The sequence below is a fragment of the Lacticaseibacillus mingshuiensis genome (assembly GCF_016861785.1).
GTDB lineage: Bacteria > Bacillota > Bacilli > Lactobacillales > Lactobacillaceae > Lacticaseibacillus > Lacticaseibacillus mingshuiensis.
On the sequence record NZ_BOLS01000001.1, the window covers coordinates 235,128 to 248,599 of the forward strand.

A 13,472-nucleotide genomic window follows, 5' to 3' on the forward strand; every position below is an offset into this window, starting at 1 on the left:
CGCCGATGGATGCTAATGGTATCAGGGATGATTAAAAATCTCGAGACCGCAATCTCTTCAGGCCTCATCGGTCACGGTTGCTTCAAGCATCCACTCTCCCATCGCATCGTGCTGAGAGTTTTTCTTCCCCACCCAAAAAAGATCCGGCCGCACGCAGCCAGATCTTCTTGAGAAGCATATTCACTTTCAGCGCCCGTTCAACGTGCATTACGGTGCATCTGACTTATAGCAACCTTCCGCTATTCTTTTCCGGCCAGTTCCACTGCGGCCTTCATCATTGGGTCGTCGCTTTGGAATTTGGCGGAGAGGCGGCCCATCAGTTGGGTGATGGTCTTTTGATCCGCGAGGCCGGTCTGGGTCAGGCCTTCCGCTTTCTGGAAGGCTTTGACTGCAGATTCGGTCGTTGGGCCGTAGAAACCGTTGGTGGTGCCTTTGAAGTAGCCGAGCGCGGTGAGAATCTGCTGCATGTTGCGCACGTCCGAGCTTTCGTCTTCCGGTTTCAGCGAGGTCGCGCTGATGGCGTTAATGGTCGCATAGGCCGGGTACGCTACTTTCTTGGTCGGGGTCAGGCCTTTTTTGTTGATCCAGTTGCCATCCGGCGTCAGCCATTTCGCAATGGTCAACTTGATCTCAGCGGACTTGCTGAGCGAGGCGACATTTTGCACGAGGCCTTTGCCGTAGCTCTGCTGGCCGATCAGCGGGACGCCGGCGGATTCGTTGAGCGCCGCCGACAGGATCTCGGACGCCGAGGCGGAGTTGCCATCGATCAAAACAGCGAGTGGTTCGGTGACTTTGAAGCCGCCGTCCAATTTTTCACTGGCCTTGTCGATCTCTGGGTCCCCTTCGCGTTGCTGGATCTGGACGATGGTCTTGCCGTCCTTCAGGCACATCGAGGCGATCGACAGGGCAGCCGTCAGTTCGCCGCCTGGATTGCCGCGCAGGTCGATGACGAAGGATGTCGCGCCTTCCTTGCGCAGCTTCTTCACCGCCTCCTCGAATTGGTTGGCAGTCGGTTCGGAGAAGGTGGCGATGGTGATGACGCCGACTTTTTTGGTTTCCGGACTGAGGGCGGACGCCACGGTGTCGGTGGTGATCTTCGCACGCGTCATTTCGATGGTCATGAGCTTGTTATGGCGCTTGATGGTCACCTTGACTTTGGTGCCGACCTTGCCACGAATTTTCGCCACGGCTTCGCTGGACGACTTGCCCACCACCGAGGCGCCATCGACGGCCATCAGCTGGTCGCCGACTTGCAGGTCCGCTTTCTTCGCGGGGGTGTCCGGCATGATGCTTTCGATCAAGAGCTGCTTGCCGGTATCCTGAATCGTCGCGCCGATGCCGCCAAAGGTCGCAGACAGGGTCGAATCCAGGTCGGCCTTGTCGTCGGTGACCAGCAGCTCGGACCACGGATCGTTGAGACTGCTGAGCATGCCGGAGATCGCGCCATTGGCCAGGGTCGAGCCTTTGACATTTTTATAATAGCTGGCCTGAATCGTCGCGTACGTGGTGACGACGGACTGGAGCTCTTTTGGCACGCCGGTCACAACGGTCGCGGCCTGCTGCTGCGTGACTGGGGCAACGGCGTAACCGATGACGCCGCCTGCCGCAAGTCCGCCTGCCAAGCCGACGCCAAGGAGCCACGCCGGAATCTGGATACTGCGATGTTTTTTCTTATCAGCCATCAGCGGCCTCCTAATTCATGCTCGTCTGAGAGATAGTCGTGCCAAACGCTGTCGAAAATGTCCATGCTCGGCAGGTAATTGCCGTTGTATTCCAGATATGAGGAAAGCTCCTCGAAATCCGTCGCCTGTTTGGGAAAGGCCTGGTCCAAAAAGGCGTTCTGGGCAAAATTCGCGACCTCCCCATGGTCATTGGGGTTGCGTTTGGTCATCAGGTATTGATAAAAAGTCTGGCGCATTAGTTCTCCTTCCAGTTCGCATCGATGAACGACTGGCGCTGGGCATGCTCTGCCGCATAACGCCGCGGATTGTGACGGTAGAATTCCTGGTGATAGTCCTCAGCCGGGTAAAATGGCTTGGCGTCTTCGATCGTGGTGACGATCGGGTCCGTGAAGCGGCCACTGGCGACCAGCGCGTTTTTGGACGCCTCGGCAATGGCGCGCTGGGCCGCATTTTGCACAAAGATCACCGGGCGATAGTTGTCGCCGCGATCTTGGAACTGGCCCATCGCATCGGTGGGGTCAGTTTGCTCCCAGTAGACTTCAACCAGCTGCGCGTAGCTGATGACGGCCGGGTCAAAGGTGATCTTGACCGCTTCGGTGTGGCCGGTGGTGTGACTTTTCACTTGTTCATAGGTCGGATCGGCCACATGCCCGCCCGTGTAGCCGGACAACACATTGATGATGCCTGGCTGGCTCTCAAAGGGCTCGACCATGCACCAGAAGCAACCACCGGCAAAAATCGCAGTTTCAGACATTTTTCTCTCTCCTCAGTATGGGTAGGCGCGTGTGTGCGGGACGACCGGGCCTGGGCCTCATCGGCGACCAGGCTGATTTAGCGACTGCGAAGACCCGAGACCCGCTTACTTTTTCGCCGGCAGGTACACGGCAAATTCGATCGCGTCATGCGTCAGATCCAGCTTGTTGGCCTTGATCTTCATGCCACTGGCCATCTCGAATTTACTCAATTCTAGCACGACCGTTTCCTTCTTGTTATTCAGGCTGACCCATTTCGGCAATTTATACGTGCGGCCGACATAGCCGAGCACGTATTCCACCGGCACGGACAGCGAGCCAACGTTGAGCTGACGGGCCTTGAGCTCGACATCCCCGTTGGCTTTGACCAGCGGATCGAACAACAGCGAAAACTTCACGGTCGCCCCGAAAAACTTGAAGTTGCCGGCCAAAACGGCGTGGTCGCCAACGGTCAAGGTGTATTTGATCGTGCTGGATTTCAGATAATCCTTCAGATAGTAGCTGATGATCGAGTTGACCTGGCGCTTCGTCAGGTCAACGGTGAAGGCGGGCTCGCTTTGTGTGGCCGTTTTCGCCGTGGTGGTCTGGCTGGTCGGCGTTTCATATGGCGCGGCGACCCGCACCGTGAACCAGATCGCGCTGCCGAGAATCAGGCCGATCAGCACGAGCGCCAGCCATTTCCACCAGCCGCCTGGACGCCGCGCGGGTTTGCCAGCGCCGGTACCAGCGGGCTGCGTCGCGTTTTGCTTCTTGTTTTGCTTTGCGGCCTGCGATTTATTTTGCTTGCGCGTTTGACGTGTTTCTTCCATTGTAACTGTTACTCCCATTCCTTTGCGGTATCCTGCATCACGGTCCACAGCTGCTTGGTCATGGCCGCATAGCCCGCGTTATTCGGATGAAAATGATCCTGGTCAAAGATCAGCGGATTGGCATCGTCATCGCCTTCCGCCGCTTTTTCAAGACTCGGCTTGGCGGACTTGGTGGTGTCTTGCGTGCCGCCATCGGACAGGACGCTATCGATATCGACATAATGAATCTTTTTAAAGCCATCGATCGTCTGTTGGGTCGATTTATTCCACGACTTCACGCTGTCTTCCATCGCGGTGATCTGCGGAAAATAGACATAAAACGGATTATAGATTCCGAACACATAGATCGGCGCATCGGCGTTGAGACTGCGCAGTTCCGTAAGCAGCTTTGCCAGCCGTTTTTGAAACGCGGTGTTACCGGTGGCGATATCCTTGCTGGTGATATCAAAAAAATGATTTTGCAGCACATGCATCAGGTCGTTGCCACCCACCGTAACGGTGATGATATTGGCCTTTTTCATATCGGCACGCAGCTTTTTTTGTTCGACGACGCGCTTCATGATCTGGCTGGACGTGTCGCCGCTGTGCCCGTAATTCGTGGTGCTCACGTCGTAATCGCCGGCGCTGACCAGGTCCGCCTTCAGCAAGGCCACATACCCGCCGGATCCGGTCGCATCCCCGACCCCGTACGTCAGGGAGTCGCCGACTGCGGCCACCCGCATTTCTTTGACGCTGCCAACTTGGCCGTGCAGTGTTTCCGTTTTCGCCCCGGGCCAGGTCAGCTGTAGCGCGACCGCCGCGACCAATGCGGCAACAACAAGCACCGCGACTTCTTTCAGTGGTTTTCGCCAGTTCAAGATGGCAGACTTCCTTCCTATTAATATATCTACTTAGTGTAACGCAACTGGCGGGTCGGTGGGCAGACTGGAAGCGAGATTTATCCCTTTTGTGGGAAAAATCGGCAGAAACGGCCGGGCATGCGTGCGCTGTTGAGGCCTCGCCGTGGCCGAATTTTTCGCATAAAAATAGTCCGGAACAAAATTGTCTCTTGTCCCAGACTATTTATTGCGAATCAGCCCACGTAATACATGATTGCAAAGGCGCCGTCACCGGTGTGCGTGGCGATCACGGGATCCGTTGGCCGAAGCATCGTTTCCACATAAGGCACCGCCGCGCGGAGCTTGGCCGCGATCTCCTCGGCCATCGCTTTGCCACCAGCGTATGAAACGCCGATCGCCTTCACGTCGGTCATTGTCTTGAGCTTGTCGGCGACGCTATCGACGAACTTCACCAGCGTCTTGGTTCCGCGGCCTTTTTGCAAGGCGTTGAGCTCCCCGTCTGCGACCTGCAGGATTACCTTGATGTTGAGCAGTGAGGACAACATCCCTGACACGCGACTGATGCGGCCGCCTTTGACCAGGTTGTCGAGGGTCGACACGCCGAGAACCAGGGTGGTGTGATCACGGATGGTGGCCATCGCCTTGAGAATGTCGGGCATCGTCTTGCCGTCTTTGATCAGGCGAGCAGCGGCCAGCACCTGAAAGGCCAGCGCGCGGTCCGTGAACGTGGAATCGATCACGGTGACGTTGCCCTTGCAGATCTCGGCTGCCTGGCGCGCGGAGTTGACCGTGCCCGAAATGGCTTCGAGCATGTGAACAGACAGGACTTCACTGCCATCTTCGGTCAGCTTATCGTACACATCAAGGAAGGTGCCGATCGGTGGCTGCGAGGTCTTCGGCAAAGCGGAAGCCGCCGCCATTTTGTCCATGAACTCATCGCGCGTGATGGTCTCCCCATCCACGTAAACGGTGCTGTCGATCATGATGGTCAGCGGCACCACGGTAATGTCCCAGGTCTCGATCTCCTCTGGCGTCAATTGAATGGACGAATCGGTCACAAGTTTGATTTTAGCCATACAGTACCACGCTTTCTTTCCGGTTAAATAGCTTAACAACAGTATAGCAAAATCGGTTCTCTTTGTCAGTATCAAATGATGTCGTTTTAAAAACCAGATGTAATTCTTATGAAATGACACGACTCTTCCACATTGTCTTGGCACGTCGACTTAATATAGTTTTAAAGACTAGATGTAATTGTCTAACCGTCATCTTCGTGGTATCATGAACTTGCAAAACAGAAACACGGTCAATGGAGGCAGGAAGATGCAGATGAAGCTGAAATCGCATTCGCAATATTACACATTCAATGATCAGATGATGTCGGCCACGACGCATGCGACGGCGCTGGGCATGTCGATCGTCGGCACCGTCGCGCTGGTCGCAAAGGCCGGCAGTGATCCGCTTCGCATCATCAGTTTTCTGGGCTTCGGCTTGGCGCTGATCACGCTTTATGCCGCCTCGACCGCGTTTCACGGGTTTTACTTCACCAAGGCGCGCCACATCCTGCAGGTAATGGACCACAGCGGTGTTTTCATCCTGATCGCCGGGTCGTATCTCCCCTATTGCCTGGTCGCGATCGGCGGGGGCCTGGGCATTGGCCTCTTGATCGCGATCTGGGCGTTGTGCCTGGCTGGCATCCTTTACAAATGCTTTTTCCTTGGTAAATTAAAAGGCTTTGAGACCGCGATCTATGTGATCCTTGGCTGGATGTGCTTGATCGGCATGCAGCCGCTGTGGGCGCACATGGGGCCATGGGGCTTTTGGCTGCTGGTCGCAGGCGGCGTCGCTTATACAGTCGGCGCGGTCGTTTACTCGCAGCGCCAAATTCCTTACATCCACGTGATCTGGCACCTGTTCGTCATGATCGGCTCGGCGTGCATGTATGCGTCGATCTACCTGTTTGTTTGAGGGCGTTGCACGGATCAGGACCACGATAATTATCCGAATTCAAAACGGCCAGCGACGATTTTGTTGCTGGCCTCTTTTGTGTCTTCCTTGGAAACTCGGGCAGAGAATTGAGATAGCCAATCTCGGAGATTGCGAACACACTTGTGCCATTGTTGATCCAAGCAAATCGACGTACTCCCGGTATGCAGATCTGCGTTGCCCCCCTTTACAGTCAAAATCCGCATACCGGAAGTACGCCGACTTTTTTCCATTGAAAAAGCGGCCCCACAAACGAGGCCGCTTCATTCGCATCCAGCAATATCGATCAGTGTTTCCGATCCCACCGCTCAAAATCATGTGCCAAGGCGGGATCCGCGTTGGCGACATGGCGGCTGGAATTCAGCTCAAACTGCGCCCAGTCCAGCGACGGCATGCGCACGTCCCCCGTGAAGGTCCCGGCAATGCGGGTCACGAGCAGCGTGTCGACATCGTCTTTGAAAAGTGTGAAGATCTGCGCGCCACCGACGATCATCAAATTCAGCTCCGGGTGCGTGCTGGCATAGACCAAGACGTCCGCGCGCGAATGAAGGACCACCGCGCCTGGCGCCGAATAGTCGGCATCACGGGTCAGGATGATATTGGTGCGCGCCGGCAGTGGCCGCTTGGGCAGGCCTTCATACGTGCGCCGGCCCATCACGACCAACTGCCCCTTTGTCACCTGATGGAATAATTCGAGGTCGTCCTTTAAATGCCATGGCAAGTGACCCTCTTCGCCGATCAAGCCGGTGTGGTCCTGTGCCCAAACAAATGCGATCATTGCGATTCCCCCTTTTTCGTTCAGTATACCGCGCGGCTTGGAAAAATTGTGTGCAGACGACTCACACCGCGACTGGCGCCTTGATCGCAGGATACGGATCGTAGCCAACGACCTTGAGATCCGCCATCGTGAAATCCTCGAGGCGCGTGATCGCCGGGTTCAGCTGCAAGGTCGGCGCTTGGCGCGGGGTGCGGCTGAGCTGTTCTTCGATCTGCGCCAGATGATTTTTATAAATATGCGCATCGCCAAATGTGTGCACGAAGACGCCTGGCTTGAGGCCGCAGACTTGCGCGACCAGACTCAGCAGCAACGCATACGACGCGATATTGAACGGCACGCCCAAAAACATGTCAGCGGAGCGCTGGTATAGCTGGAGGGAAAGCTTGCCGTCATTGACGTAAAACTGATACAACGTGTGGCACGGCGGCAGCGCCATTGTCGGCACATCTTCGGGATTCCATGCCGACACGATCAGGCGGCGGGAATGCGGATTCACTTTGATCTGCTCGACCACATCCCCGAGCTGATCGATGGTTTCGCCGGTGCTGGTGCGCCAGGCCCGCCACTGACTGCCATAGACATTGCCGAGGTCGCCGAATTTTGCCGCGAACGCCTCATCGGTCAAGATCAGGTCATCGAATCGTGCTTTTTGCGCCTGGTAGGCCTCGTTGAACGCCGGGTCGCTCAGGTGGCGGCGGCCAAAATCGGTCATATCTGGCCCATCGTAACTGGGATCCGTCACCCATTTTTGAAACGCCCATTCATCCCAGATGTGGTTCTTATGTTGCAGCAAAAAGCGGATGTTGGTGTCGCCATGCAAAAACCAAAGGAGCTCACTTTTGATCAGACCAAACGCGACTTTTTTCGTTGTCAAAAGCGGAAAGCCTTCGCTCAGATCAAAGCGCAACTGCGCGCCGAATTGACTCAGCGTGCCGGTGCCGGTGCGGTCCTCCTTAAAGTCGCCGTGGTCAAGAATCTGGCGACACAGATCCAGATAAGGTTGTTCAAGCGCCATGGGGATCCCTCCTAAAAATCAGTTCTCGTATTCATCCAGTGCGGCAAAGCGGTCAAACATCGCGTCGAGCGTCTCGTTGGCCGTATCGATCTGATGCTGCAAGTCGCCGAGGCGGACATAATCGCTGCCCGGGACTCCGGCCATTTCTTGTTTAAGCGCCGTGATCTGATCATCCAGCGCATCCATTTTTCCCTGCAGCTCATCATGCTCGATCTTCTCGGCGTAAGTCAGCTTCGTCTTCACTTTCGGCGCGGCAGGCGCACTCGGGACAGGCTTGGCCTTGACCGGCGCGGCAACGGTTGCCGCCGCTTCCGCTTGTTTTTCCAGATAGGTGGAAAATTCGCCGACGTAGCGCTCGATCTGGCCGTTGCCTTCAAAGATCAGGAGCCGGTCCGCGGTCTTGTCGAGAAAATAGCGGTCATGGGACACGGTGATGACGGTACCCGGAAATTGATCGAGATAATCTTCCAGCACGGTCAAGGTGGCCACATCCAAGTCGTTGGTCGGCTCATCCAAGAGCAGGACGTTTGGTTTATGCATCAAGATGTTGAGCAAAAACAGGCGGCGTTTTTCCCCACCAGAAAGATTGCCGATCAGCTCGCCATGCATGCTGCGCGGAAACAGGAATTGCTCCAGCAGCTGAACCACCGCGATGCGCTCCCCGCTGGCCGTCACGAGCTCCGAGCCCGCGTCTTGCAGGTAATTGATCACGCGCTTGTCGTTGGGCAACTCCTGGGCGAGCTGGGTGTAATAGCCAAGCTGGACGGTCTCGCCGATGCTGATGGTGCCGCCATCCAACGGCAGCTTACCCGCGATGACGTTGAGCATGCTGGATTTGCCGGCGCCGTTGATGCCGGTGATGCCGATGCGCTGGCCGGGCTGGACCAGCCAGGAAAAATCGCGGAGGAGCACATGGTCGCCCAGATTCAGATCGGCATGGGCAAACTCGATGACTTTTTTGCCAAGCCGGGTGCCGGCCACCTGCATCGAGACCGTACCCAGTGCGCTCGGGCGCTCCTTGATGTCATCGGACAACTGTTCAAACCGGGCGATGCGCGCATTTTGCTTCGTCGAGCGGGCTTGGGCGCCGGCGTGCATCCAGGCCAACTCTTGTTGATACAGCTGGGCCTGTTTGTGCGCGGCCGCATCGTCGCGGGCATCCTGGTCCGCTTTTTTCTCGACATAGGCCTCATAGTTGCCCGTGTAGCGGAAAAGCCGGCCGCGGTCGAGCTCCCAGATATTGTTGGTGACGTGGTCCAGAAAATAGCGGTCATGGGTCACGATCATCAGCGCGCCCTTGTACTTGGCAAGGTACTGCTCCAGCCAGGCGATGGAGTCAAAATCCAGATGGTTGGTTGGCTCATCCAACAACAACAGGTCCGGCGCTTCGATCAAGACTTGCGCGAGACCCACACGCTTTTGTTGCCCACCGGATAGCGAGCCAATAGTCTGCGTCAGGTCGGTGATGTGCAACTGGGTCAAGATCGTCTTGATGTCGACTTCCACCTGCCAGGCGTCCAGTTGGGTCATTTGGTCATCGGCTTTGCTGTAAGCATCCTGCAGCGCGGCGTCAGTCGGCGCAGCGGTATAGGCCGCCAGCGCTTGTTCATAGCGGCGAATCGCCGCAAAAACAGGCGCAGTCCCCCCGTACACGGCGTCCATGATCTGCTGGTCCGGCGCCAAGGCTGGGTGCTGAGCCAAGTAGGCGATGCGGTAGTTCTTCGGTGTGGTCACGGACCCGCTGTCGAATGGGTCGACGCCGGACAGGCCGTTGAGCAAGGTCGTTTTGCCTGTGCCGTTAACGCCGATGAGGCCGATGCGTTCGCCTTCCTCGATCAAAAAGTCTAGGTCACTGAATAATTTTTTTGCGCCATAGGATTTGCTGACGCCAGTCGCGGTCAATGTCTGCATAATGCCCTCGTTTCCTGATGCTGGTTCTAGTGTACCATGAAATCGAGTGGCGCAACCGGGCGATAGGCGTGGTTGGGCTTATGCATGCCCCCGGGTGGTCGCCGGCCGAAACTGGCTGGCGACCGTAGTAGAGCGGACAAGTGACTTTAAGCCCGCAAAGTACGCGGTCTTAAAGCTCACTTTCGGTGTAAGCGCAACAGCCGCTAACACCGACGAGGGGGCTTGCTCTTGGCGTTAGGCATTTATGCCTTACGCCAAGACATGCGAAGCGAGCCGTTTCTGGCCGGCGCCCACCCTCACATCCAGCCTTGAAGCACCCTAAATCCTCACACGCCAACCTTTGTGAGCTCGGGTCTTAATCAGCACACCAGCCTCTAAACGCTCATACTTGTTCTCCCCACTTACATGCTTTTTACACCGTGCAAATGCGCGCCGAATTTTGAAGCATCCGAGCCTTTTCTAGCACCTTCCCCAAGAGCACCACCTTCATTTAGGGTGTCCCTTCCTTCCCCACAAAAAAATGATCAGTCCGGAGAGCCCCCCCGGACCCGAACTGACCATTTTGTACTCACACGGAAAACAAACGGCTGAGAAAATAAAGCCCCCAGGACGCCGGTCTCGACGAAACGCGGCTGAGATGCTGCAGACATCACAGGCGGTCGAAGCCGGCGCCGCTCGCATCGCTGCGGGCTGGTAAATTACCTGAGAGCATTTTACCACGTCGTTATTTTTCTGACCACTATTTTTAACCAGAACGCTCGTTTCATTTTGCGGTTGTGGGAACGGGTGTCTATATAATAGAAGAAACACGTCGCATGCGGGTCAAAACGCCGTTGTTTTTACACGAAAAAACGCCATCTACCGCGAAGGTAAATGGCGTCTGGAATTAGATCTCTGGGTAATCATCGTCCACGGTGCGCTCGGCATCGATCACGATGTACAGGTGACCGTTGTGCTGGGACACTTTACTGCTTTGATAGGCATTGTCGAGGCCACTTGGGTCTTTTTGCTTGAATGGGAAGTAGATCTGAATCTGCTTGGTCTCCTCTTCATCGAAGATCAGATCCATTTTCTCGATGTCCTGGTACTTCGTGGCGCGGCCGAACATGCCCAGCTCCAAGGAACCGGTGTTGATGTCGGTCGATTTGACGTGGTCGGCTTCCGGCAGAATCTCGACTTTGAAACTCTTACATGGATGGATCTCTTGAATGTTGCCGCCGTTGATGCGGCCATAGCTCGTCGTCACCCGGCTGATCCAGATGTCGGCCAACTCCTTGTGCGAGATCGTCCACTCGTCGCCATTGCGAAAATGGAAAACTAATTGCTGGAACACGTGCTCTTCAGCCATTGTCCTCATCCTTTCTGAATGTGCTTACATTGCTATCTTACCACACTCGGAAGGGCTTTCGGACATCTACGCAAACGCCGCGTGTAACAAAATAGTCGGCTCATTTTCGATGGCGTCGGCCACGACTTGTTCCGTCAGGTGGCGCAACGTTTTGCCCAACAGCGGGCCGGGAGTCATGCCCGCCTTGATCAGGTCCTGGCCACTGATTGTCAGGTCCTTGGCGCTGTGAATCGGCAGGGCTTGGTAGCGCGCAAGCAGCCCGTCCGCATCAAAATCGGGCTGGCGATACGGCTGTACCACAGCGGCAGTCGCGACGGCTTCGGCGCCGGCGTCAAACAGCTGCAGCGAAGTGGCGTTCGGCAATGCCCCCACTAATGCGGTGGCATGCTGGACATGGCTGATCAGCGCGTTGGCCTGTTTCAGGTCGCGCAGCATTTTTCCCGCGTCCACTTGCAGGCAGGTCGCCAGCAAGGTCCACGCGCTTTCGGCATCCGGCAGCTGGGCGTCCGACAAGCTCGCAAAATGGCGCAGCCCCACCTCCTCTGTCGCCAGGTTCGGCACGTACTTGAACAGGCCGGTCTCAAGGAAGGTCGTGACGCCGGCTTTCCGCGCGATGCCCAGCAGGAGGCGGGTGAACTCGCTGGCGATGCGCTCGATGGAGATCTTTTCCAACAGGGGCGCATTTTCGGCAATGGCCGCTTCGGTCTGCGCCTCGATGGCAAAATCGAGCTGGCTTTCAAAGCGTACGGCGCGCATCATGCGCAATGCGTCTTCATGGAAGCGGTCATGGGCATTGCCGACAGCGACCAGCCGCCGCGCCGCCAAATCGTCGAGGCCGCCGAAGAGGTCGACCACGGTGCCATCTTGTTTGACCGCCAGCGCATTGACCGTGAAGTCGCGGCGCTTGAGGTCCTCTTCCAGCGAGCGCACAAAGGTCACGTGGTCCGGCCGGCGAAAATCCTGGTAGGTCGATTCGGTGCGGAACGTGGTCACCTCGTAGCCAGTCCCATGATCGAGGACCATCACCGTGCCATGTTGAATGCCAGTATCCACTGTTTTGCGGAAAATCTGCTTGATCTCCTCAGGATACGCCGAACTGGCTATGTCGACATCGTGAATCGGCAAGCCCAACAGCGCATCGCGGACGCTTCCGCCGACAAAATAGGCCTCAAACCCCGCGGCCTCGATCTGCCGCAACAGCGGCAGCGCGTTGTAAAAATCAGGATGACTCAGATCGATCTGCATACTTCTTCCCCGCTTTCTGGTCTATCATAGCAAATCCAGCCCATTTGTTCCAAGAATGCCGGCAATTCTGGTATGATGAAGGGAATTGGAGGTGGGTGCATGCGCTGGATCAAAAAACAGGAAGCGCTGGATCTTTTATTGATCGCGCTGGGTTGTGCGCTGTATGGATTTGGGTTGGTGACGGTCAATATCGCCAATCACCTGGCGGAAGGCGGCATCACGGGGATCACGTTGATCATTCGCTATTGGCTGCACATCGATCCGGCGTATTCGACCATCGTCTTGAATATTCCATTGATTCTGGTCGGCTACCGCTTCCTCGGGAAAAAGGCGCTTGCGTATACCATCTACGGCACGGTCATGTTGTCCTTTTGGCTTTGGCTTTGGCAGCGCGTTCCAGTCGCCCTTAACATTCACCACGACCTGTTCATCGCTGCGATCTTGGCCGGGCTGTTCGGCGGCATCGGCAGCGGGCTCATTTACCGCCGCGGCGGCACCACCGGCGGCTCCGATGTGATCGCCCGCATTTTGGAAAAACAGACCGGTATTCCGATGGGCCGGTCGCTCCTATTTTTCGACGTGGTGGTCTTAACCGCCAGCTTGTCCTACCTCAATTTGGAATTGATGATGTACACGCTGGTCGCCTCTTACGTGTTTTCTCGCATCGTGGACTTTGTGCAGGAAGGCACCTATGCGGCCAAGGGCGTGCTGGTCGTGTCGGATCAGGCGCAGCCCATTGCCTCTGCGATCATGGCCGAGCTCGAACGCGGCGTCACCTTCTTGAATGCGGAAGGCGGCTTTGCGCATGACCCGAAACACGTGGTTTACGCGGTTGTTGCGCAAACTGAGATTGCGGCGGTCAAACGGATCATCGACCGGTTCGATGACCAGGCGTTCGTCACCATCATCGATGTGCACGAGGCGCTAGGCGAAGGCTTCACGTATAAACGCAAACCACGCAAACTTTTTCATTTATAATAAGACGCAAAAACGACCCGACGCAGACGCGCGCGGATCGTTTTTTGATTCAGGGTGCGCAGGCGAGCGTTTAGGGGTGGACAGGTAGTTCAGCCCGGGCGGTTGATGGCGTCCTTGGCCATCGGGTGA

At 56.3% G+C, this 13,472-nt stretch carries 13 protein-coding genes; 2 read left to right on the forward strand and 11 right to left on the reverse strand.

From position 1 onward, the window contains the following. Positions 1–239: 239 nt before the first annotated feature. From JUE67_RS01025 to fakB, 6 genes are all read right to left on the reverse strand, one after another. Positions 240–1,682, reverse strand: coding sequence for a S41 family peptidase (locus JUE67_RS01025; RefSeq protein WP_203625884.1), 1,443 nt, complete (start codon positions 1,680–1,682; stop codon positions 240–242). Then, complete coding sequence (locus JUE67_RS01030) at positions 1,682–1,918, reverse strand: YozE family protein (protein ID WP_125696876.1); 237 nt, start codon at positions 1,916–1,918, stop codon at positions 1,682–1,684. The genes JUE67_RS01025 and JUE67_RS01030 overlap by 1 nt, the downstream gene beginning before the upstream one ends. Continuing rightward, entirely contained in the window at positions 1,918–2,436 is a 519-nt protein-coding gene (msrA, locus tag JUE67_RS01035) for a peptide-methionine (S)-S-oxide reductase MsrA (RefSeq protein ID WP_203625886.1), read from the reverse strand. The genes JUE67_RS01030 and msrA overlap by 1 nt, the downstream gene beginning before the upstream one ends. A gap of 105 nt (positions 2,437–2,541) precedes the next feature. Next, complete coding sequence (locus JUE67_RS01040; RefSeq protein ID WP_203625888.1) at positions 2,542–3,243, reverse strand: YpmS family protein; 702 nt, start codon at positions 3,241–3,243, stop codon at positions 2,542–2,544. A gap of 8 nt (positions 3,244–3,251) precedes the next feature. Continuing rightward, positions 3,252–4,100 (reverse strand): SGNH/GDSL hydrolase family protein, encoded by an 849-nt coding sequence (locus JUE67_RS01045; protein WP_225877856.1) that lies wholly within the window; start codon positions 4,098–4,100, stop codon positions 3,252–3,254. 215 nt (positions 4,101–4,315) lie between these two features. Next, positions 4,316–5,158 (reverse strand): DegV family protein, encoded by an 843-nt coding sequence (gene fakB / locus JUE67_RS01050; protein ID WP_203625890.1) that lies wholly within the window; start codon positions 5,156–5,158, stop codon positions 4,316–4,318. Positions 5,159–5,411: 253 nt separating this feature from the next. Here fakB and trhA point away from each other — a divergent pair, with 253 nt between their 5' ends. Continuing rightward, entirely contained in the window at positions 5,412–6,050 is a 639-nt protein-coding gene (gene trhA / locus JUE67_RS01055; protein WP_125696883.1) for a PAQR family membrane homeostasis protein TrhA, read from the forward strand. A 304-nt stretch (positions 6,051–6,354) separates the two neighbouring features. Here trhA and JUE67_RS01060 read toward each other — a convergent pair whose 3' ends face one another. The 5 genes from JUE67_RS01060 to JUE67_RS01080 all read right to left on the reverse strand — a co-directional run bounded on the left by JUE67_RS01060 (position 6,355) and on the right by JUE67_RS01080 (position 12,365). After that, the gene (locus JUE67_RS01060) at positions 6,355–6,846 is read right to left on the reverse strand and encodes a dihydrofolate reductase (RefSeq protein ID WP_203625892.1); all 492 of its coding nucleotides are present in this window, start codon (positions 6,844–6,846) and stop codon (positions 6,355–6,357) included. 61 nt (positions 6,847–6,907) lie between these two features. Further along, positions 6,908–7,861: a thymidylate synthase gene (locus JUE67_RS01065; RefSeq protein ID WP_203625894.1), complete on the reverse strand. Its 954-nt coding sequence runs from the start codon at positions 7,859–7,861 to the stop codon at positions 6,908–6,910. Positions 7,862–7,879: 18 nt separating this feature from the next. After that, complete coding sequence (locus JUE67_RS01070) at positions 7,880–9,772, reverse strand: ABC-F family ATP-binding cassette domain-containing protein (protein ID WP_203636928.1); 1,893 nt, start codon at positions 9,770–9,772, stop codon at positions 7,880–7,882. A gap of 886 nt (positions 9,773–10,658) precedes the next feature. Next, on the reverse strand, positions 10,659–11,120 hold the full coding sequence (locus tag JUE67_RS01075) for a hypothetical protein (protein ID WP_125696869.1): 462 nt from the start codon (positions 11,118–11,120) through the stop codon (positions 10,659–10,661). A gap of 66 nt (positions 11,121–11,186) precedes the next feature. Further along, positions 11,187–12,365 (reverse strand): CCA tRNA nucleotidyltransferase, encoded by a 1,179-nt coding sequence (locus tag JUE67_RS01080; protein WP_203625898.1) that lies wholly within the window; start codon positions 12,363–12,365, stop codon positions 11,187–11,189. Positions 12,366–12,464: 99 nt separating this feature from the next. On the opposite strand from JUE67_RS01080, the gene JUE67_RS01085 reads away from it, so the two are divergent. After that, a complete protein-coding gene (locus tag JUE67_RS01085) occupies positions 12,465–13,343 on the forward strand; it encodes a YitT family protein (RefSeq protein ID WP_125696867.1) in 879 nt (292 codons plus the stop codon). Positions 13,344–13,472 lie beyond the last annotated feature (129 nt).

Bases quoted from the DNA above. Each gene is read 5' to 3' on its own strand.
- msrA (WP_203625886.1), bottom strand. From the start codon at position 2,436: ATGTCTGAAACTGCGATTTTTGCCGGTGGTTGCTTCTGGTGCATGGTC.
- JUE67_RS01070 (WP_203636928.1), bottom strand. From the start codon at position 9,772: ATGCAGACATTGACCGCGACTGGCGTCAGCAAATCCTATGGCGCAAAA.
- JUE67_RS01065 (WP_203625894.1), bottom strand. From the start codon at position 7,861: ATGGCGCTTGAACAACCTTATCTGGATCTGTGTCGCCAGATTCTTGAC.
- JUE67_RS01025 (WP_203625884.1), bottom strand. From the start codon at position 1,682: ATGGCTGATAAGAAAAAACATCGCAGTATCCAGATTCCGGCGTGGCTC.
- JUE67_RS01085 (WP_125696867.1), top strand. From the start codon at position 12,465: ATGCGCTGGATCAAAAAACAGGAAGCGCTGGATCTTTTATTGATCGCG.
- JUE67_RS01030 (WP_125696876.1), bottom strand. From the start codon at position 1,918: ATGCGCCAGACTTTTTATCAATACCTGATGACCAAACGCAACCCCAAT.
- JUE67_RS01060 (WP_203625892.1), bottom strand. From the start codon at position 6,846: ATGATCGCATTTGTTTGGGCACAGGACCACACCGGCTTGATCGGCGAA.
- JUE67_RS01075 (WP_125696869.1), bottom strand. From the start codon at position 11,120: ATGGCTGAAGAGCACGTGTTCCAGCAATTAGTTTTCCATTTTCGCAAT.
- fakB (WP_203625890.1), bottom strand. From the start codon at position 5,158: ATGGCTAAAATCAAACTTGTGACCGATTCGTCCATTCAATTGACGCCA.
- JUE67_RS01080 (WP_203625898.1), bottom strand. From the start codon at position 12,365: ATGCAGATCGATCTGAGTCATCCTGATTTTTACAACGCGCTGCCGCTG.
- JUE67_RS01040 (WP_203625888.1), bottom strand. From the start codon at position 3,243: ATGGAAGAAACACGTCAAACGCGCAAGCAAAATAAATCGCAGGCCGCA.
- trhA (WP_125696883.1), top strand. From the start codon at position 5,412: ATGAAGCTGAAATCGCATTCGCAATATTACACATTCAATGATCAGATG.